Source organism: Embleya sp. NPDC050493 (assembly GCF_044458105.1).
In the GTDB taxonomy this organism is placed as follows: domain Bacteria; phylum Actinomycetota; class Actinomycetes; order Streptomycetales; family Streptomycetaceae; genus Embleya.
This window is the reverse complement of sequence record NZ_JBITHP010000001.1, coordinates 636,353-656,595: the sequence shown is the minus strand read 5'-3', so window position 1 is coordinate 656,595 and position 20,243 is coordinate 636,353. Positions and strand designations below refer to the sequence as shown.

Sequence of the window (20,243 nt, the reverse complement as noted above, 5' to 3'; positions counted from 1 at the left end):
GGCCGGGTGTGATCTGATGGGCTTCGGCCGCGCCCTGCCGACCGGGGCGCGGCCGACCCACCCGGACCCACCGCGACCGGGTCTGCGATCCGCTCGTCGCCGGCCCGGCCCCCATGCACACACCAGGATTCGACGGCGACCCGAAGGCACTTTCGGCCAGATGACCACCCCGACCCCGACCCCGGCATACCGGCTGCGGCGCACCCCCGTGGCCCCGCCCGCGCCCGTGATCCCCGACGACTACCAGCGCGCCGTCGTCGAGCACCGGGGCGGGCCGCTGCTCGTGCTGGCCGGTCCCGGCACGGGCAAGACCACCGTGCTCGTGGAGGCGGTCGCCGCCCGGGTGGCGCGCGGGATCCGGCCGGAGGAGATCCTGGTCCTGACCTTCGGTCGCAAGGCGGCGGGCGAACTGCGCGACCGGCTGACCGCGCGGCTGCGCGCCGCCGGGGCGCGGACCGCGGCGGTGCCGACCGCGACCACGTTCCACTCGTTCTGCTACGCGCTGGTGCGCGAGCATCAGCCGGCCGAGCTGTTCAGCTATCCGCTGCGCCTGCTCACCGGTCCCGAGCAGGACGTGTTCGTCCGCGAACTGCTCGCGGGCGGGGTCGAGGAGGGCAGCCAGAGCTGGCCCGCCGAGTTGCGCGCGGCGGTCGGCACCCGCGGGTTCGCGGACGAGGTGCGCGCGGTGATCGCCCGCAGCCGCGAACTCGGCCTCGATCCGGACGCGCTGGCCCGATTCGCCCAGGACACCGGGCGCCGGGACTGGCGGGCGGCGGCCGACTTCCTCGCCGAGTACCTGGACGTGATCGACGCGCAGGGCGTGGTCGACTACGCCGAGCTGGTGCACCGCGCGGTGCTGCTCGCCGAACAACCGGAGACCGCACAGGTGTTGCGCGGGCGCTACAAGGCGGTGTTCGTCGACGAGTACCAGGACACCGACCCGGCGCAGGTGCGGCTGCTCGCGGCGCTGGCCGGGGACGGCCGGGACCTGATCGCGGTGGGCGACCCGGACCAGTCCATCTACGCGTTCCGCGGCGCCGACGTGAACGGCATCCTCGACTTCCCGCACCGCTTCCCGCGGGCCGACGGCGAGCCCGCCGACATCGTCGTGCTGCGCACCTCGCGCCGGGCGCCGGCCGGGTTGCTGGCCGCGTCGCGGGTGGTCACCCAGCGCATGCCGCTGAGCCGGCTGCCCGGCGACCGGGTACGCGCGCACCGCGAGTTGATCCCGTCGGTGTCGGGGGCCGAGGACCCGAGCCGGGTCGAGGTGTACACGTACCCCACGCCCGGCGCCGAGTTGGACAACACCGCCGACATCCTGCGCCGCGCGCACCTGGAGGACGGGGTGCCGTGGGGGCAGATGGCCGTGTTGGTGCGCTCCGGTGCCCGCTCGATCCCGGGCCTGCGGCGGGCGCTGTCGGCCGCCGGGGTGCCGTTGGAGATCGCCGGCGACGAGTTGCCGATCGCGGCCGAGCAGGCGGTGTCGCCGCTGCTCACCGCGCTGCACGTGGCGGCGGAGCCGAGCGTGCTGGACGCGGAGACCGCGCGCGCGTTGTTGCAGTCCCCGCTGGGCGGCCTGGACGCGGGCGATCTGCGGCTGCTGGGGCGGGCGTTGCGGGCCGAGGAGCGGGCCGCCTCCGGCGCCGCGGTGACCGGCACCCGGCCCTCGGCCGAGTTGATCCGGGACGCGCTGGCCGAGCCCGGGCAGCTGGTCGGGATAGAACAGCGGGTCGGCGGCGGGGCGTTGCGGCTGGGCATGCTGATCCGCAAGGCGCGCGAGGTGCTGGCGGGCGGTGGGAGTACCGAGGACGCGCTGTGGGAGTTGTGGCAGGGCACGCCGTGGCCGGGCCGGCTGGAGCGGGCGGTGCTGCGCGGCGGTACCGCCGGGCGCAATGCGGACCGCGACCTGGACGCGGTGGTGGCGCTGTTCGAGGTGGCCGCCAAGGCCGAGGAGCGGGCCGGCCACCGGGGCGCGCTGAACTTCCTGGCCGAGCTCAAGGCCCAGCAGATCCCGGGCGACCGGCTCGACGACAGCGCGCTGCGCGGCGAGTCGGTGCGGTTGTTGACCGCGCACCGGGCCAAGGGCCTGCAGTGGCGTCTGGTGGTGGTGCACGGGGTGCAGGAGGGGCTGTGGCCGGACCTGCGCCGCCGCGGCTCGCTGCTGGAGGCGGACCGGATCGGCTCGGACGGGCTCGCCGAGCCGCTGTCGCCGGGGGCGCTGCTGGCCGAGGAGCGGCGATTGTTCTACGTCGCGGTCACCCGGGCCAGGGAGCGGCTGGTGGTGACCGCCGTCGACTCCAGCTACGACGACGGCGATCAGCCCTCGCGGTTCCTGGAGGAGCTGGGTGTGCCGCCGGTGGAGGTCAAGGAGCGGCCCAGGCGTCCGCTGTCCACCTCCGCGCTGGTGGCCGAGCTGCGTTCGGCGGCGGTGGATCCGCTGGCCCCGGCCGTGCTGCGCCGGGCCGCCGCGCGCCGGTTGGCCGCGCTCGCGGATCTGCGTGACGACGAGGGGCATCCGCTGGTCCCGGCCGCGCATCCGGACCGGTGGTGGGGGTTGGTGGAGCCGACCGACCCCGGGGTGCCGATCCGGGATCCGGGCAGCGCGGTGCGGTTGTCCGGCAGTTCGGTGGCCAAGGTGCGCGACTGCGCGCTGAGCTGGTTCCTGGGCAGCGAGGTGCACGCGGACTCGCCGCGCTCGGCGGCGCTGGGCTTCGGCAACGTGGTGCACGCGCTCGCGGACGAGGTGGGCACGGGCGCCACCCCGGCGGAGCTGCCGGTGCTGATGGACCGGCTCGATCGGGTCTGGGACGCGTTGGCGTTTGATGCGCCGTGGCAGTCCGAGCAGCAGAAGGACGAGGCCAGGACCGCGCTGGAGCGGTTCCTGTCCTGGCACACCCACGAGCGGCACCGGGTGGTCGCGGCGACCGAGCACGGCTTCGAGGTCGAGCTCACCGCGGGCGAGTACCGGGTGGTCATCCGGGGATCGATGGACCGGGTCGAGCGGGGCGAGGACGGGCTCGCGTACGTGGTGGACTTCAAGACCGGGCGCCGGCCGCCGACGCGGAGCGAGATCGAGGAGCATCCGCAGCTCGCGGTGTACCAGGTCGCGGTGGCCGCCGGTGCGCTCGACGAGGTGCCCGGTTTCGAGGGCGGCAGGCCCGCGTCCGGCGGTGCCGAGTTGATCCAGTTGCGTTCGCCCGACAAGGGGGACACCGAGCAGCCGCTGGTACTGGCCCAGGACCCGCCGCTGCCCGGACCGGACGGCGGTACGTGGGTGGGTGGCCTGCTCGCCGACGTGGCCGGTCGGATCCTCGGCGAGCGGTTCACCCCGAGCACGGGCACGCACTGCGACCGGTGCGACTTCCGCAGGTGTTGCAGCGCACGTCCGGAGGGACGGATGACGGTCGACTAGCCGGTGTCCATGACCGGTTTCGATGCGCCCTTCCGCCGGCATTTCCTCGTGAAACCCCTCATATCGGGGCGGTTGATCATGCCTTCTTTGCCATAGCCATACTCGTGCGGAAGCAACTCCAGTCCCCGAATCGCAAGGAGTTTCGTGCGCACTTCACGCATGGCCATGATCGTTCCCGTCGTTGCCCTCGCCTTCGCCGGCCTGACCGCCTGTGGCGGCTCGGAGGAGAAGTCGAACGCAGGCACCGACGCCAAGGTGTTGGCCGACGAGGCGCAGAAGCTGCTCAAGTCGGTCGCCGACTACAAGATGGTCGGCGGCGGGCAGGACGAGGAGACCAGGATCGAGTGGGACCTGTGCATCCGCAACGGTGCGGACGTGCAGGGCAAGATGGTCATCGACGGCAACCCGGTCGAGATGATCGTCGTCGGCAAGGACCAGTACATGAAGGCCGACGCCGCGTTCTGGAAGAAGTCGCTGGGCGAGAGCGTCCCGCCCGCCGTCCTGGACGGGGTCGTGGGGAAGCTGGCCGGCAAGTACATGAAGACCCCGGTCGAGGACGACGACTCGTTCGCGAACATGACCGACTTCTTCGACGGCTCCACCGACGGGGTGACCAAGGGCGAGCCGGTCAAGATCGACGGCGCCAAGGTGATCCCGCTCAGCAAGAAGGACGACGAGGGCGAGACGACCACCCTCTACGTCCAGGAGAAGGGCAAGCCCTACCCGTTCATGGTCAAGTCGGAGGGCAAGGGCAACGCCACGATGAAGTTCACCAAGGGCAAGAGCAAGTGCGAGCCCACCGCGCCCGCCGAGTCGGTGACCAAGGAAGACTTCAAGCGGTTGTCCCAGGACGCCTGATCGACCGCACGAACGCGGCGGCCCCACCCGGCGACCGTCCCTGTCGCCGGGTGGGGCCGATGCCGTGGCCGGCCACCGTCGGGTGTCCGGCCACGGCAGTACTGTTCCTCCGGTGCACGCCGTACTGACCGACCCGGACGACCTGTGTCGCCTCCTCGGGATCCCCTTCACGCCCGAGCAGCTGGACGCCGTGCTCGCCCCGTTGGCTCCCGGGGTGATCGTGGCCGGCGCCGGATCCGGCAAGACCACGGTGATGACCGCCCGCGTGGTGTGGCTGGTGGGAACCGGCGCGGTGCGCCCCGACCAGGTGCTCGGCCTCACCTTCACCAACAAGGCGGCCGGCGAGCTGGCACAGCGGGTGCGCAAGGCGATCGGGCAACTGCGCGGCGGCGAGATACCGGCCGACGAGGACGCGGGCGAACCGACCGTGTCCACCTACCACGCGTTCGCGGGCCGGCTGCTCCAGGAGCACGGCCTGCGGATCGGGCTGGAGCCCTCGGCCCGACTGCTCGCCGACGCGACCCGCTACCAGCTCGCGGCCCGGGCCGCGCGTACCGCCCGCGGACCCTTCCCCACCCTGACCGGCCGGCTGCCGGACGTGGTGGCCTCGGTCCTGCACCTGGGCGGCGAACTCGCCGAACACCTGGTGTCCCCCCAGCGGCTCCAGGAATGGGACCGGGCCTTCATCGCCGACGTCGAGGCCGCCGCCAAGCCCTCCGCCGCCGCGCGCAAGGCCGCCGACGCGGCCCGGAACCGGCTCGATTTGACCCGGCTGGTGGACGCGTACGGGCACGCCAAGAGCAGCCGCGACCTGCTCGACTTCGGCGACCAGATCGCCTACGCGGCCCGGATCGCGGGGGAGCGGCCCGAGGTCGGCGAGATCCTGCGGGACACCTACCGGGTCGTGCTCCTGGACGAGTACCAGGACACCTCGGTGGCCCAACGCGTGCTGCTGCAGGGGCTGTTCGGGCACGGCCACCCGGTCACCGCGGTCGGCGACCCGTGCCAGGCCATCTACGGCTGGCGCGGTGCCTCGGTCGCCAACATCCACGACTTCCCGGTGCACTTCCCGGACCGCGACGGTGCCCCCGCGGCCCGCTACGCGCTGTCCGAGAACCGGCGCAGCGGTGGCCGGATCCTGACCTTCGCCAACGACCTCTCCGCGCCGCTGCGCACCCCGGAGAGCGGGGTGGAGGCGCTGCGCCCGGGCCCCGGCGCGGAACACGAGGGGTGGGCGGTCGCCGCGCTGCTGCCCACCCACGGTGCGGAGATCGACTGGCTCGCGGACCGGATCAAGACCGCGATCGGCACCGTCCTGGACAAGGACGGCGATCCGATCACCCCCGGCGACGTCGCCGTACTCGCCCGCACCGCGGCCGACTTCGCGGACATCCACGCGGCCCTGGTGCGGCGGGACATCCCGGTCGAGGTGGTCGGCCTGTCCGGGCTGCTGCACCTGCCCGAGGTGGCCGACCTGGTGGCCGTGTGCGAGGTGCTCGACGAGCCCACCGCCAACTCCGCGCTGGTGCGCCTGCTGACCGGCCCGCGCTGGCGGATCGGCCCGCGCGACCTGGCCCTGCTGGGTCGCCGGGCGGCCGAACTGGTCCGGGTCGAGCGGGCCGGCGCCGACGACGCGGACGCGCGCCTGGAGGAGGCGGTGGCCGGAATCGACCCCACCGAGGTGGTCTCGCTCTCCGACGCGCTCGCCGACCCGGGCGAGGAGTACGCGTTCTCGGCCGAGGCGCGCCGCCGGTTCGCCAGGTTGGCCACCGAGATCCGCGACCTGCGCCGGCACCTGGGCGAACCGCTGATGGACCTGCTGCACCGGGTGCTCGCCGGGACCGGCCTGGAGGTCGAGCTGTCCGCGTCGCCCGGTGCTCTGGCCGCCCGCCGCCGGGAGACGCTGCACGCCTTCCTGGACGTCGCGGCCGGTTTCGCCGACCTGGACGGCGATCCCTCGCTCACCGCGTTCCTCGCCTTCCTGCGCACCGCCGCCGAACACGACAAGGGCCTGGACGGGAGCCTGCCCACGGCCGGCGACTCGGTCAAGGTGCTCACCGCGCACAAGTCCAAGGGCCTGGAGTGGGAGGTGGTCGCGGTTCCCGGGCTGATCGAGGGGGTCTTCCCGAGTGTGCGCACGCAGAGCAAGTGGATCACCAACGGCAAGGCGCTGCCGCACCCGCTGCGCGGCGACGCGGACGCGCTCGCGGTGTTGCCCGACCTGACGCCCAAGGGCTTCAAGGCGTTCGACGCCTCGATGCGCGAGCATCAGGCGACCGAGGAACTGCGGTTGGGCTACGTGACCTTCACCCGGCCCAAGCAGTTGCTGATCGCGTCCGGACACTGGTGGGGGCCCACCCAGAAGAAGCCGCGCGGGCCGTCCGAGTTCCTCACCCGCCTGCACGAGCACTGCCTGGCCGGCAACGGCACCGTCGAGGTCTGGACACCCGAGCCCGCCGAACCGGTCAATCCGTATCTCGCGGACACCGTCGAGCACGCCTGGCCGCTGCCGTTGGACGCGACCGCGCTGGTGGAGCGCCGCCGGGCGGCCGACGCGGTGCTCGCCGAGCTCGCCCGGCGCGAGGCGGCCCGACGGGTCGACCACGCGGTGCAACATCCCTCGGTCGAGCCCGAAGCGGGGTCGGGGGCCGGGCCCGAGCACGGGTCCGGGTCCGCGGACGAGCCCGGCTTCGGATCGGTCGACCACGAGCAGGTGCCGGTCGAGGTCTACGACACCTACGTCCCGGCGGACCCGGAGCAGGACGCGCCGCCGCCCGAGGACGACCCCGGGCCGCCCGACCACGAGCAGCCCACGCGCGAGCCCGAGGACGCGCGCGGGCACGACGAGGTACGCGAGCCCGAGGACGTCCGCGGGCACGACGACGCGCGAGTGCCCGCGGATCCGCGCGGGCACTCGGCCGAGGGCCGCGGCCGCTCCGACGAGGTGCGCGCCGGGCACCCCCCGGTCGAGGGCCCCGCGGCCGGCGCCGCCTTCGAGCCCACGCCGGACGAGCTGGCCCTGATCGAGTCGTGGGATCGCGACCTGGTCCGGTTGGCCGAGGAACTGCGCCGCGGTCGATCCGGGGTGCGCGAGGTGCCGCTGCCCGCGACGTTGTCCGCGTCCCAGATGTTGCGCCTGTCCAACGACCCGGACGGACTCGCGCGCGAGCTGGCCCGGCCGATGCCGCGTCCGCCCGCCCCGGCGGCCCGGCGCGGCACCCGCTTCCACGCGTGGGTCGAGTCGCTGTTCGGCGAGCGCCCGCTGCTCGAACCCGACGACCTGCCAGGCGCGGCCGACGAGGAGATCACCGACGAGGCCGACCTGCTCGCGCTCCAGGAGGCGTTCCTGCGCACGCCCTACGCGCAGCGCGCCCCGTACCGGGTGGAGGCACCCTTTCAGCTCTTTCTCGGCGGTCGGATCGTGCGCGGTCGGATCGACGCGGTCTACCGCGAGGGCGAGGGCTTCGAGGTGGTCGACTGGAAGACCAACCGGGTGCAGAACGCGGACCCGCTCCAGCTCGCGGTCTACCGGCTGGCCTGGGCCGAATACGCCGACGTGCCGATCGAGGAGGTCTCGGCCGCGTTCCTGTACGTGCGCACCGGGGAACTCGTCCGGCCCAGGGGACTGCCGGGCCGCGACGAATTGGAACAGTTGTTCACAGAAGCCGACGAATCGGGTCGGGACCGAGGTCCTTGATCCGTGCGAAACCCGGATCGGGGGACGATGGGCCCGATGCGGCCGGTTTCCGACGCTCGTATGGTTTATGGAAATCGGCAGTACGGCGAACTTCGACGGGACGGGAAACGGCACCGGTGCGCGGAACAGCACAGACGAGACGGGCACTGCGGCTCGTCGGCGTTGCGGGCGACCGTCCCCTGCTGCCGGTGATCGGCCTGTTCCTGCGCCTGTTGCCGTTCCTGGTGATCCTCGCGGTCGTGGTGCTGGCCGCCGCGACGCCGGAGGACGTACACGTGGGACCGCTGCTCGCGGTCGCGCCCGCGCTGTCCGGGCTCACCCAGACGGTGCCGCGCGGACCGTTGATCACCGGCGCGGTGGCGGCCGTGGTGGCGGTGGCGCTGGCCGCCCTCGGCCAGGGCCGAGGCGGCGGCGAGCCCTTCATCACGCTCGTCTCGATCGCGTTGGTGACCACCACCGCGTGGGCCGGCGTGCATGTGCGGATGCGCCAGGAGCGCACCATCGAGGAGGTGCGCAGCGTCGCCGAGGCGGCCCAGGAGGTGCTGCTGCCCCAGGTTCCCAGGAGCATGGGCCACCTCACCGTCGGCGTGCGCTACCGCGCGGCGGCGGCCGAGGCGCGGATCGGCGGGGACCTGTACGAGGTGGTGCCGACCCCGTTCGGCGTCCGGGTCGCGATCGGGGACGTGCGCGGCAAGGGACTCGGCGCGGTGCGGACCGCCGCTGCGGTGCTCAGCGCGTTCCGCGAGGCCGCGTACGAGGAACCGGACCTGCCGGGCGTGGCCCGACGGCTCTCGGCCAGCCTGGAGCGTCGACTCGGCGAGGACGACGAGGAGTTCGTCACGCTGATCCTGCTCGGCTTCCCGGGCGACGGCGCCTGCGTGGACATCCTCAACTGTGGCCACCCCGCGCCGCTGCTGCTGCGCGGCGTGCACGCCGAGCCGCTGGACCCGCCGGCCCCGACGCCGCCGCTGGGCATCCTGGACCTGCGCGAGCTGGAGCTGCCCGTGCTGCGGGTGCCGCTGCTGCCCGAGGACCGGCTGCTGCTCTACACGGACGGGATCATCGAGGCGCGCAACCCGGCCGGCGAGTTCTACCCGCTCCCGGACCGCGCGCCGGACAGCCTGCCCGGAGTCGAGGACACCCTGGACCGGCTGGAGGCCGACGTGCAGCGGCACGTGGGCCATCCGCTCCAGGACGACGCGGCGATGGTGCTGCTGCGCTACCGGCCCGTGCTCGCCCGACAGGACGGGCTGCGCGGGGAGCGGCTGACCGCCTGAGCGCCGCCGTCCCGCTCAGCCGACCTCCAGCTCCACCACGAGCGCGCAGTGGTCCGACACGCCCAACCGGACCGCCTCGGTGCGCCGGACCGCCTCGGGGCCGATGCCGTGCCCGAGCACGTGGTCGAACTGCACCCGCGGGCGATACGAGGGATACGTGGGCACCCGGGCCAGCGAGCGCCAGCGCACCGCACCCGCACCCCGCCCGCGCCGACCCACCACCGCCTGCGGGATGCGCCCGGGCAGGTTGAAGTCGCCGAGCAGCAGTTGCGGACCGGGCAGGTCGGCGGTGGAGCGGCGGATCCGGGCGAGCTGCGAGATGTTCCAGCCGGGTACGAAGGACAGGTGCGCCGCCAGCACCGTGAACGGTCCGTGCGGCCCCTCCACGACCGCCGCGAGCACGCCCCGGGGCTCGTCCGGGACGCGGGTCAGGCCGGGCCGGCCCTGGACCCGCAGCGGCAGGCTCAGCGGCGCCGCCGGGAAGCGCCGGACCCGCCAGCGCGAGACCGGCAGCCGGGACAGCAGGGCGATGCCGTATCCGGGCCCGCCCTCGCCGCGCTCGCCGTCCGCGTACACCCGACGCTCGCCCGGCACCGGTTCGTCCTCGGTCCACCCCGACACCGGCGCGGGCACGCCGTGCACCGACGCCAGGAAGCGCCACTGCGACATGCCCAGCGCGTCGGCCGCGATCGCCGCCTGGTCCGCGCCGCCCGAGCGTTGTTGATGCCGGTCCACCTCCTGGAGGGCCACGATGTCGGCGTCGAGGTCGGCCAGCGCGGCGCGCAGCCGCTCCGGATCGGACTGGCCGTCGGCCAGATCCATACCGTGCAGGAGATTGAAGGTCGCGATCCGCAGCGTCGTCATCGACCGACGGTAACCCCGGCGGGTTCGCCGGCGTGGGCCGATCGCCGCCCCGACGCCACACGCCGCCCGTCCGCGCGGCGGGCATATGGTCGGATCCATGAGCATCCCCGACCACGACATCTCCGCCTACGTGCACGCGCACGCGGCCGACTTCTTCGCCGATCTGCGCGCCTGGCTGGCCATTCCCTCGATCTCCGGCGACCCGGCCGCGGCGGCCGACGTCGAGCGCAGCGCGTGGTGGCTGGGCGGTGCGTTGCGCGATGCCGGCTTCCCCACCGTCGAGGTGTGGGAGACCGCCGGGTTGCCGGCGGTGTTCGCCGAGTGGCCCTCGGCCGACCCGGACGCACCCACCGTGCTGGTCTACGGGCACCACGACGTGCAGCCCGCGGCGCTCGCCGACGGCTGGAGCACGCCGCCGTTCGAGCCGACCGATCGGGGCGACCGGCTGTACGCACGCGGCGCGGCGGACGACAAGGGTCAGGTGCTCTTCCACCTGCTCGGCGTGCGGGCGCATCTGGCCGCGACCGGACGGGACACGCCCGCGGTCCACCTCAAGCTGATCGTCGAGGGCGAGGAGGAGTCCGGCTCGGAGCACCTGCCGGGGCTGCTGCGCGAGCGCCGGGATCGGCTGGCGTGCGACGTCGTGGTGGTCTCCGACACCGGCATGTGGGGCGCGGACACACCCAGCACCTGCACCGGCATGCGCGGTCTGGCCGAGGTCCGGATCGACTTCTTCGGCCCCACGTCGGACATCCACTCCGGCTCCTTCGGCGGCGCGGTGCCCAATCCGGCCACCGCGCTCGCCCGGCTGATCGCCGCGCTGCACGACGACGACGGCCACGTCACGATCCCCGGCTTCTACGACGGCGTCGGCGAACTGACGGACCGCGAGCGGGAGTTGTTCGGCAAGCTGCCGTTCGACGAGGCGGCGTGGCTGGCCAACGCGAAGTCCGCCGCGACGAGCGGCGAGGCCGGATACACCACGCTGGAACGGGTCTGGGCACGTCCGACCGCCGAGGTCAACGGCATCTGGGGCGGCTACACCGGCCCCGGCCGCAAGACGATCGTGCCCGCCTCCGCCCACGCCAAGCTCTCCTTCCGGCTGGTGGACCGCCAGGACCCGGAGCACATCGACCGGATCGTGCGCGCGTGGGTGGCCGAACGGGTGCCCGCCGGGATTCGCTGCGAACTCGACTTCGGCACCGGTGTCCGGCCGTGCCTGACCCCGTTGGACCATCCCGCACTGCGCTCGGTGGTGAGTGCGCTCGGCCGCGCGTTCGACACGGAGATCCTGTACACCCGCGAGGGCGGCTCCGGGCCGGAGGCCGACCTCCAGGAGGTGCTGGGCGCGCCGGTGGTCTTCCTGGGCGTCTCGCTGCCCGACGACGGCTGGCATTCGGTCGATGAGAAGGTGGAGAAGCCGCTGCTCCTCAAGGGCGCGGAGGCCGCCGCACACCTTTGGCACGATCTGGCGGCGACCTGGCACGAAGCACGATCCGGAAGGGACGTCAGTTGATCCACCCCAAGCCTGTCGCCGGACAGGCCCTGGCCCGGGCCACCCTCGACCGGGCGGCCGAACACCGCCTGGACCAGGCCTGGTTGGACCAGGCGTGGCGCACGCCCGAAACCCGCGTCCTGGTCCTGGCGCAGGGCCGGTCGCACTGGACGGGCGACCCGGGCGCGCCGCGCCTGGTCCTGGTCGAGCCGGCCCAGGCGCCCGCGGGCGAGCGGTACCTGCTCGGCGTCGACGCGGACGGCGTGCGCTACTTCGCGGTCACGGTGGAGGAGTTGGCGGATCCCGGGCCGGACGTGCGCGCGGGCACCCTGCGCGAGCTCGGCACGCTCCTGGACGATCGGGACGCGGGGCTGCTCGTGCACGCCACCGGGCTGCACCACTGGCACCGCACCCACCGGTTCTGCGCGCGCTGCGGGCAGCCGACCGAGATCGCCGCGGCCGGCCACGTGCGCCGCTGTCCGTCCTGCGAGGCCGAGCACTACCCGCGCACCGACCCGGCGGTGATCATGCTGGTGCTGGACCGGGACGACCGGTGCCTGCTCGGCCGGCAGGCGAGTTGGCCGGACCGGCGGTTCTCCACCTTCGCCGGCTTCGTCGAGCCCGGCGAGTCGCTGGAGCAGGCGGTCGCGCGCGAACTGCACGAGGAGGTCGGCGTCCGTACCGCGTCCACCGAGTACCTCGCCAGCCAGCCGTGGCCGTTCCCCTCCAGCCTGATGCTGGGCTTCATCGCCTACGCCGAGGACGACCGGGTGCGGGTGGACGGCGAGGAGATCTCCGAGGCCCACTGGTACTCGCGGGCACAGCTCAAGGAGGCGATCGACACGGGCGAGGTGTTGCTGCCCGGGACGCTCTCCATCGCCCGATACCTGATCGAGAAGTGGTACGGCGAAGCCTTGGACGAGGGCAACCACTGGTAGCCCCCGTCCGCACGTGCCGCGGCCCGCGACGGGAATCCGTCGTGGGCCGCGGCATGCGTCGGGTCGCTCGCGCTCAGGCGGCGAGTTCCGCGACGGCGGCCTTGACCTGGGCGAGGCTGGGGTTGGTCGCGGTCCACAGCGGCTCCCCGCCGTCCGCCGGCAGGATCACCAGCGTCGGCACCGTCTGGTTGCCGCCGTTCACACTCATCACGAAGTCGGCGGCGGCGGGGTCGTGCTCGATGTTCACCTCGGTGTAGGCGATGCCCTCGCGCTCCATCTGGCTCTTGAGCCGGCGGCAGTAGCCGCACCACGTCGTGCTGTACATCGTCACGGGGGCCGACATCGTCATGCACTCCTTTGTTCGCCCGGTCCGGGAACGGCTTCCGACATCGGCAACGTGTGTGCGACCGGTTTGATTCCACGCCTGTGCACAACCCGGGCGCCTGTGCACAACCGGGCTTCGCGTGCTCGGGATGCCTGAGAGGATGGGCCGATGATCGCTTCCCCCGACGACGTCCTGGACGCGCTCGATCCCGAGCAGCGCAGGGTGGCCAAGGCCGTCGACGGCGCCGTGTGCGTGCTGGCGGGCGCGGGCACCGGCAAGACCCGGGCGATCACCCATCGGATCGCCTACGGCGTGCTGACCGGCGCGATGCAACCCGGCCAGACCCTGGCGGTCACCTTCACCGCGCGCGCCGCGGGGGAGATGCGCGGCCGGCTGCGCGACCTGGGCGTGCCCGGCGTGCAGGCGCGCACGTTCCACGCCGCGGCCCTGCGCCAGTTGTCCTACTTCTGGCCGAAGGTCTTCGGCGGCGCACCGCCCCAGCTGGTGGAGACCAAGATCATGCTGGTCCGCGACGCGGTGCAGCACTGCCGACTGCGGGCCGATCGGGCCGAGCTGCGCGACATCACCGGCGAGATCGAGTGGGCCAAGGCGACCCAGACCGCGCCGGACGACTACCCGGGCGCGGTGCTCGCGGCGAGCCGCAAGCCGCCGCGTGCGGCGGCCGAGATCGCACACGTCTACGCGGCCTACGAGAAGATCAAGTCCGGCAAGGGCCGGATGGACTTCGAGGACGTGTTGCTGCTCACCATCGGACTGCTGGACGAGCGCCCCGAGGTGCGCGAGGCGGTCCGGGCGCAGTACCGACACTTCACCGTGGACGAGTACCAGGACGTCAACCCGCTCCAGCAGCGGCTGCTGGACCTGTGGGCGAACGAGGCCCGCAGCCTGTGCGTGGTCGGCGACGCGAGCCAGACGATCTACTCGTTCACCGGCGCGACGCCCGCCTACCTGCTCGGCTTCCGCCGCCGGTATCCGGACGCCGAGGTGGTCGAGCTGGTCCGCGACTACCGCTCCACCCCCCAGGTGGTGGGCCTGGCCAACCGGCTGCTCGCACACGCCTCGGGCGAGGCGGCGAAGCACCGGTTGAAACTGATCTCGCAGCGCGGCGAGGGCCCGGCCCCGCGCTTCGTCGAGCACGCCGACGAACAGGCCGAGGCGGAGAGCACCGCGAAGCAGATCCGCGCGCTGATCGAGGACGGTGTGCGGCCCGCCGAGATCGCCGTGCTGTTCCGGACCAACTCGCAGTCCGAGGCGTACGAGCAGGCGCTCGCCGAGCAGTCCGTGGCGTATCTGCTCAAGGGCGCCGAGCGCTTCTTCGAGCGCGCCGAGGTGCGCCAGGCGGTGGGCTTCCTGCGTGCGCACGCCATCTCGGGTGGATCCGAATCCGAGTCGGAGGCCGGCTCCCTGCCGGGCGAGGTGCGCGCGGTGCTGGGCAACACCGGGTGGAGCGCGGAGCCGCCCGCCGGATCCGGTCAGGCGCGGGAGAAGTGGGAGTCGCTGGCCGCGTTGTTGCGGCTCGCCGAGGAGTTCGCGGCCAAGCGGCCACAGGCGACGCTGCGCGACTTCAACGTCGAACTGGCCGAGCGGGCGAGTGCGCAACACGCGCCGACGGTGGAGGGGGTCACGCTCGCGTCGCTGCACGCGGCCAAGGGCCTGGAGTGGGACGCGGTGTTCCTGGTCGGCCTCAACGAGGGCATGATGCCGATCGCCTACGCGGACACCCCGGACAAGATCGAGGAGGAGCGCCGGCTGCTCTACGTCGGGGTGACCCGCGCCCGCGAGCGGTTGACCCTGTCCTGGGCGCTGGCCCGCACTCCCGGCGGGCGGCCGCGCAAGGCCTCCCGGTTCCTGGACGGCCTGCGTGGCGGCGGCTCGTCCGGCACCGGCTTCGGGCAGCCCGACGCGTTCCGCGCCCCGGGCTCGGTCCGCGGTCCGGACGGTACGACCCGGCCCCGGCGCAAGGTGGGACCGGTGCGCTGCCGGGTCTGCGCGCGGGCGCTCCAGGACGCCGCCGAGCGCAAGATCGGCCGCTGCCTGGACTGCCCCTCGGACATCGACGAGTTCCTGTTCGAGCAGCTGTGCGCGTGGCGGCTGGAGCAGGCGCAGGAACAGAGCCAGCCCGCGTTCGTCATCTTCACCGACGCGACGCTGACCGCGATCGCCGAGGCCCGGCCGCTCAACGAGCGCCAACTCGCCGCGATTCCGGGGGTGAGCCGGACCAAGCTGGACCGATTCGGTGACGACGTACTCGCACTGTGTGCCGGCCACGACCCGACGATCGAGCCCGTCCCGGACGACTTCGAGCACATCCCGGTGGACGAGGATGCCCCCGACGGGGTGTGAGGTGTGAGGGGTTTCCCTCGAGTGACGAGAACCATGCAATAAATCGTTTGCGTCTCGCTCCGAACCGCATCTACGCTCACGAGCACGGTCGGAACGTTCGACCGTGCTCGTCCGTGAAACTTGGAAGCACCCCTGCGGTGTTGCCCCGAAACCCTCTCGAAAGGAGGTGAACGTCGTGATCACCAGGAACTTGAAAGCCCAGCGTCAGGCGTTCGCCGCCGCTTCGGTCGTGGTGTCGGTGGGCTCCGCCAAGCTGTCGCATGCCGATCTCTCCCTGCCCAAGTCCGGCCTGGCCGGGCTCCCCCTGGATCTGTCCTATGCCGGGACCGATGCCCTGATCACCGCCTCCGCGCGACTGCGCGGCAACGGCAGTGGTGTGTCCGCAGCAGCGGGTGCCTCAGGTCTCGTCGGTCTGGCGGGCAGCGCCGAGGGTCCGTGGCAAGGCGAGCAGGCAGCCACGACGCGTCGCAACGAGCGACCGTCGAGCGCGGCGGCTTGCGAGCAGGCGCAGAAGCAGGAAACGCAGCAGGCCAATGGCATGACCATGGCCGGTTTTGCCGGTAACAACGGGTATCCGTCCTGGAGGAACAGGACCTGACGAGACGTCAGGTCGGCACCCTCCAGGGCCGCGGAATCCCGAACACCGGGATCCGCGGCCCTTGTCTTTTGTCGGCTGTCAGCAGCACCGAGTAGCGACCACCGGGGACACGAGTCCCACGAATCACAGGAGCACCACGTGCCCCACGTCAAACCCCCCGCACCCGGCAGCACAGCCACAGCGACATCGGAGGTAGACCTGATGACCCTCACCGCTTTCGAGGACGTCGAGCAGCTCGAGTCGACGATCCCCTGCCGTTCCTACGACCCCGAGGTCTTCTTCGCCGAGTCCCCCGAGGACGTCGAGTACGCGAAGGCCCTCTGCCGTGAGTGCCCCGTGCGCGAGATGTGCCTCCAGGGTGCGCTCGAGCGCCGCGAGCCCTGGGGCGTCTGGGGTGGCGAGCTCTTCGTGCAGGGCGTCGTCGTCGCCCGCAAGCGTCCCCGTGGCCGTCCGCGCAAGACGGAGGTCGCCGCGTGACCCCGCCCGCAGGACCCCGACGCACGAGCACCCGACGCACCACGTACGCGCAGGAACCCATGAAGCACATCCACGACACGAACGCCGTTTTGCCCAATGACAGGAGCAGGGAGTTGCATCTCATCAACGAAGCCCTCGCGAGGGCTCAGATGGATCAACAGCTCCGTGAAGCGGAGCTCCAACGCAGGGCGTACCACGTCCGGATGGCGCGCAGGATGCGCCGTCGGGCGGAGGTCGCCTCCATGCGCGCCCGCCGGGCCCTCGCCATCGCGGTGATGTAGCAGAGCCGGTGCGCAACACGCCGAAGGGCGGGCACTCCCCGAGGGGAGTGCCCGCCCTTCGGCGTGCGCGGGGTCAACACCCGGTGGTGCGCCCGGAGTTCTCGCCCCGTCGATCTACTCGACGTCTTCGACGTCCTCGGCGTCCTCGACGGAGAAGTCGAACTCCTCGGCCTCGTAGTCCTCTTCGGCGAAGCCGGGCAACCACGTGACCAGTTCGTCGCGGAACGGCGCGGTCGCACCGAGCTGGCACAACACGCCGATCGTGCTCAGCGTGACCCGGTGGATCAGCAGGTAGCTCGGCGGCAGATTCAGCTGTCGGGCCAGTGCGGACGCGGGATTGCGCGGGTCGCCGACCCGCGCGCCCTGTTCGCGCATCCAGGCCCGGGTGAAGGTGAACTCCTCGGCCTCGGCCGGTTCCAGGAACGGCAGCAGGTAGTCCAGGACTTCGGCCGCGTCCAGCCGGATCGACGGCTTGACGAAGCCCTCGGTGCGGAGCACCTGCATCACGCTCTCCGCGTCGCCGTCGAGCGCGAGCCGAAACGCCCGGCCGATCGGCTCGGGCAGCCCCTCGGGCAGTCGGTTGACCGTGCCGAAGTCCAGGACACCCAGTCGCCCGTCGTCGAGCAGGCGGAAGTTGCCCGGGTGCGAGTCGGCGTGCAGCATGCCGGTGCGCGCGGGGCCGGAGAACAGGAAGCGGCTGAGCATGTGCCCGGCCCGGTCGCGCTCTTCCTGGCTGCCCTTGTCGATCACCTGGGACAGCGGCTTGCCGTCCATCCACTCGGTGATCAGCACCCGCTCGGTCTGGTGCACCACGTGCGGCACGAAGATGTCCGGGTCGCCGTCGAACTCCACGGCGTGCGCGGTCTGCGCCTCCGCTTCGAGCTGGTAGTCCAGCTCCTCCGCGACCCGGGCCTTGAGCTCGGCGATCAGCGGCTTGACGTCGATGCCCGGGATCAGCGCGCCGGCGAAGCGTGCGACGTGGCCGAGCTGATTGAGGTCGGAGATCAGCGCGTCGCCGGCCCCGGGGTACTGGATCTTGACCGCGACGGCGCGCCCGTCGTGCCAGACCGCCCGGTGCACCTGGCCGATCGAGGCGGCCGCGGCGGGGGTCTCGGAGAACTCCTCGAACAGCGAGCGCCAGCCGCCGCCGAGATTGTCGGCAAGCGCCTTGTGCACGGTACGCGCCGGCATCGGCGGAGCCGCGTCCTGGAGTTTGGTCAGCGCCGAGCGGTAGGGCCCGGCCACCTCCTCGGGCAGCGCCGCCTCGAACACCGACAGGGCCTGCCCGAGTTTCATCGCGCCGCCCTTCAACTCGCCGAGCACCTTGAAGAGTTGTTGCGCGGTGCGCTGCTGGAGTTCGGCGGCGACGATCTCGGCCGGTCTGCCACCGATGCGCCTGCCCAGGCCCAGTGTCGCCCGGCCGGCCACCCCCAACGGGAGGGACGCGAGCTTGGCGGTGCGGGTCACGGCCCTACGCGGAAGATCGCTCACGCGACCCATTGTGTCCGACTCGACGCTTCGGCATGTGCGATGGGCCCCACCTCTTGCGCCGGGTGGGTGGCCCGACAGTCGCAGCGAGGGTGCGGCGACCAGCTCCGGCGCCGGGTCAGGCCGTCCGGCAGCTCGATCTCCACCGTGCCGTCCACGGTCGTGGGCAGCGCGCCGTCGAGGAAGGTGAGCACCTGCAGGCACGCCCGCGCCGCGACCTCGGTGGCGAGCACCACATCGCACGGGGCGTCGCCGGGCACGGGCGCCGCCGCGAGTTGGGCGAGCAGGCGCGGCCAACCGGGATCGCGGTCGCTGCGGGCCAGATCCAGGCAGCGCCCGCACGCCGACCGTCCCACCAGCACGAACGGCCCGATCACCCCGGTCGTCTCGCGGATGTCCGCGTACAGATGCGGCACCCGCTGCCGGACCAGCCGGGCGCCCGGCGCCGGATCCGGGCGGCCCTCCGGTACGAGCACCGCGACGTCGGGGGTGCCGCGTCCGGCGGGCAGCGCACACTGCACGCCCGGGGCCAGTCGGCGCAGCGCGGCTCGCACCGTGGTCTCCCGGCGCGGGCGCTCCTCGTCCCAGCCGAACGCCACCGGCCCCGCATCGCCCGGGCGCACCGGCCGGCGGTCCGCGGGCACCACGTGGCCCACGCCGGCGGCGGCGAGCAGTCCGGCCACCGCCGCGCCCACCCGGCCGGCGCCGTGCACCGCCACCACCGCCCGGGCGCGTCGGTCCAGCGCGGCCAGGCCCGCCTCGCCGCTGCCGTGCATCAGGGCGAGCGAGGTCAGGTCGGGACCCAGCCGGGCCCGCTCGCGAGGCAGCGCGGGCACCGGGGTGGGTCGCCCGGAGGCGTCCTCCAGGACGCCCTCGCGAGCCAGCAGGTCGAGCACCGCCTCGGCGTGCGCGCGACCCAGCCCCACCCGTTCGGCCAGCTCCCAGGTCCGGTCCAGGTCGCGGGTGCCGTCCAACTGCTCGACGAAGCGTGTGGTGGTCGGATCCAGCCCGCCGAGCAGCACCGCCCGGCGCGGATCCAGGCCCAGTTGCAGGGTCTGTCGATCGCGCCACAACCGACGCAGGGCGGGCTTGAGGAGCGGGCGCATGGTCGGGCCTCCGAGCAGCGATACACCGGGAACGGGAGAGGGACCGAGATCCGCGGGACGGCTCGGTCGGCCCAGCGTGCCCGACCGCGGACCGCCGGGTATTTCGTCGTCCACAACCGGCATATGAATATGCTATTTGGAAATATTAGGCACAGAAGAATGGAATGGGAGATATCGAACGAATAGCGCTTTCGCCGCGCTGCGACATGGGATCGGGCGATGTCGAATATCCCCCGGCCGGCCCGAAGTGCGGGCGCCCTGTCGGTGCGGTCGGTTAACGTCCTGGTTGTGGTCGCCGATCCCGGGGCCGGACGCGACACGTCGTCCGGAGCCCCCTACCAGGGTGCCGTCGAGGTGCGTCGCAGCGCCCGACGGAAACGAACCGTGTCGGCCTACCGGGACGGGGATCGGACCGTGGTCCTGCTCCCCGGCCGGATGACGCAGACCGAGGAGAAACGCTGGGTCGGCGTGATGCTGGAGCGGCTGGCCGCCCAGGAGCGCCGCCGACGGCCCAGCGACGAGGACCTCGCCGTCCGGGCCCGCGAGCTCTCCGCCCGCTATCTGGGCGGACGGGCACAGCCGGCGAGCGTGCGTTGGGTGGGCAATCAGAACACCCGCTGGGGTTCGTGCACGCCGGTCGACGGCACGATCCGACTCTCCACCCGGCTGCGCGGCATGCCGACGCATGTCGTCGACTATGTATTGCTGCACGAACTCGCGCATTTGCTGGTGCCCGGTCACGGGCCGCGCTTTTGGACGCTGCTCGCCGCGTATCCGCGCACCGAACGCGCACGGGGATATCTGGAGGGTGTCGCGGCCGCGAGCGGACTGGCGATGAGCGACGACAAGGACGACGTGGAAACCACGGCCGGCACCCCGCAGTCGGTGCCGCCGGAAGCGGCGCCGACCACCCGCGGCCGAGGCGCCTCGCCGGGCCCGCGCGCGGCCCGCAAGGGCACCGCCGCTGCGGACGGTACGCGCGCCGGGACTGCGCGCGATCGCACCGGCCGCAAGCCCCGCGGCTGACCCGGATCCGGGCCCCGCGAGTCGTCGCGGCGCCGGA

The 20,243-nt window shown here is 72.8% G+C and carries 14 protein-coding genes and 1 pseudogene; 11 read left to right on the top strand and 4 right to left on the bottom strand.

All coding sequences use genetic code 11. The features are described 5' to 3' along the window. Positions 1-160: 160 nt before the first annotated feature. The 4 genes from ACIBM5_RS02665 (at position 161) to ACIBM5_RS02650 (ending at position 9,244) form a co-directional block, all read left to right on the top strand. Positions 161-3,412: an ATP-dependent helicase gene (locus tag ACIBM5_RS02665; protein WP_396005004.1), complete on the top strand. Its 3,252-nt coding sequence runs from the start codon at positions 161-163 to the stop codon at positions 3,410-3,412. A 144-nt stretch (positions 3,413-3,556) separates the two neighbouring features. Continuing rightward, positions 3,557-4,270, top strand: a complete 714-nt coding sequence (locus ACIBM5_RS02660) for a hypothetical protein (protein WP_396005003.1) — start codon at positions 3,557-3,559, stop codon at positions 4,268-4,270. A 112-nt stretch (positions 4,271-4,382) separates the two neighbouring features. Then, the gene (locus tag ACIBM5_RS02655) at positions 4,383-7,967 is read left to right on the top strand and encodes a UvrD-helicase domain-containing protein (RefSeq protein WP_396005002.1); all 3,585 of its coding nucleotides are present in this window, start codon (positions 4,383-4,385) and stop codon (positions 7,965-7,967) included. A 116-nt stretch (positions 7,968-8,083) separates the two neighbouring features. Beyond that, complete coding sequence (locus ACIBM5_RS02650) at positions 8,084-9,244, top strand: PP2C family protein-serine/threonine phosphatase (RefSeq protein WP_396005001.1); 1,161 nt, start codon at positions 8,084-8,086, stop codon at positions 9,242-9,244. A gap of 15 nt (positions 9,245-9,259) precedes the next feature. Here ACIBM5_RS02650 and ACIBM5_RS02645 read toward each other — a convergent pair whose 3' ends face one another. Then, on the bottom strand, positions 9,260-10,108 hold the full coding sequence (locus ACIBM5_RS02645) for an endonuclease/exonuclease/phosphatase family protein (protein WP_396005000.1): 849 nt from the start codon (positions 10,106-10,108) through the stop codon (positions 9,260-9,262). A gap of 97 nt (positions 10,109-10,205) precedes the next feature. On the opposite strand from ACIBM5_RS02645, the gene ACIBM5_RS02640 reads away from it, so the two are divergent. Further along, complete coding sequence (locus ACIBM5_RS02640; RefSeq protein ID WP_396004999.1) at positions 10,206-11,624, top strand: dipeptidase; 1,419 nt, start codon at positions 10,206-10,208, stop codon at positions 11,622-11,624. After that, positions 11,621-12,541, top strand: a complete 921-nt coding sequence (nudC, locus tag ACIBM5_RS02635; protein WP_396004998.1) for an NAD(+) diphosphatase — start codon at positions 11,621-11,623, stop codon at positions 12,539-12,541. Before ACIBM5_RS02640 ends, nudC begins: the two co-directional genes overlap by 4 nt. A 73-nt stretch (positions 12,542-12,614) precedes the next feature. On the opposite strand, the gene ACIBM5_RS02630 is transcribed toward nudC, so the two are convergent. After that, positions 12,615-12,884, bottom strand: a complete 270-nt coding sequence (locus ACIBM5_RS02630) for a mycoredoxin (RefSeq protein WP_396004997.1) — start codon at positions 12,882-12,884, stop codon at positions 12,615-12,617. A gap of 150 nt (positions 12,885-13,034) precedes the next feature. Here ACIBM5_RS02630 and ACIBM5_RS02625 point away from each other — a divergent pair, with 150 nt between their 5' ends. The 4 genes from ACIBM5_RS02625 (at position 13,035) to ACIBM5_RS02610 (ending at position 16,586) form a co-directional block, all read left to right on the top strand. After that, positions 13,035-15,230 carry an ATP-dependent DNA helicase UvrD2 gene (locus ACIBM5_RS02625; protein ID WP_396004996.1) on the top strand — a complete coding sequence of 732 codons (2,196 nt, stop codon included), beginning with the start codon at positions 13,035-13,037 and terminating at the stop codon, positions 15,228-15,230. Positions 15,231-15,405: 175 nt separating this feature from the next. Then, the gene (locus ACIBM5_RS02620) at positions 15,406-15,828 is read left to right on the top strand and encodes a hypothetical protein (protein ID WP_391585193.1); all 423 of its coding nucleotides are present in this window, start codon (positions 15,406-15,408) and stop codon (positions 15,826-15,828) included. Positions 15,829-15,966: 138 nt separating this feature from the next. Continuing rightward, on the top strand, positions 15,967-16,305 hold the full coding sequence (locus ACIBM5_RS02615; RefSeq protein WP_355541030.1) for a WhiB family transcriptional regulator: 339 nt from the start codon (positions 15,967-15,969) through the stop codon (positions 16,303-16,305). Positions 16,306-16,364: 59 nt separating this feature from the next. Next, entirely contained in the window at positions 16,365-16,586 is a 222-nt protein-coding gene (locus ACIBM5_RS02610) for a hypothetical protein (RefSeq protein ID WP_355541032.1), read from the top strand. 114 nt (positions 16,587-16,700) lie between these two features. Here the strand turns inward: ACIBM5_RS02610 and ACIBM5_RS02605 are convergent, their stop codons facing one another. Both ACIBM5_RS02605 and ACIBM5_RS02600 read right to left on the bottom strand, forming a co-directional pair. Further along, entirely contained in the window at positions 16,701-18,077 is a 1,377-nt protein-coding gene (locus ACIBM5_RS02605) for an ABC1 kinase family protein (protein ID WP_396004995.1), read from the bottom strand. Next, a complete protein-coding gene (locus ACIBM5_RS02600; protein WP_396004994.1) occupies positions 18,074-19,180 on the bottom strand; it encodes a ThiF family adenylyltransferase in 1,107 nt (368 codons plus the stop codon). The genes ACIBM5_RS02605 and ACIBM5_RS02600 overlap by 4 nt, the downstream gene beginning before the upstream one ends. Before the next feature lie 219 nt (positions 19,181-19,399). Between ACIBM5_RS02600 and ACIBM5_RS02595 the strand changes: the two are divergent. Continuing rightward, a pseudogene (locus ACIBM5_RS02595) lies at positions 19,400-20,011 on the top strand (M48 family metallopeptidase); the annotation flags it as partial. Positions 20,012-20,243: the final 232 nt, after the last annotated feature.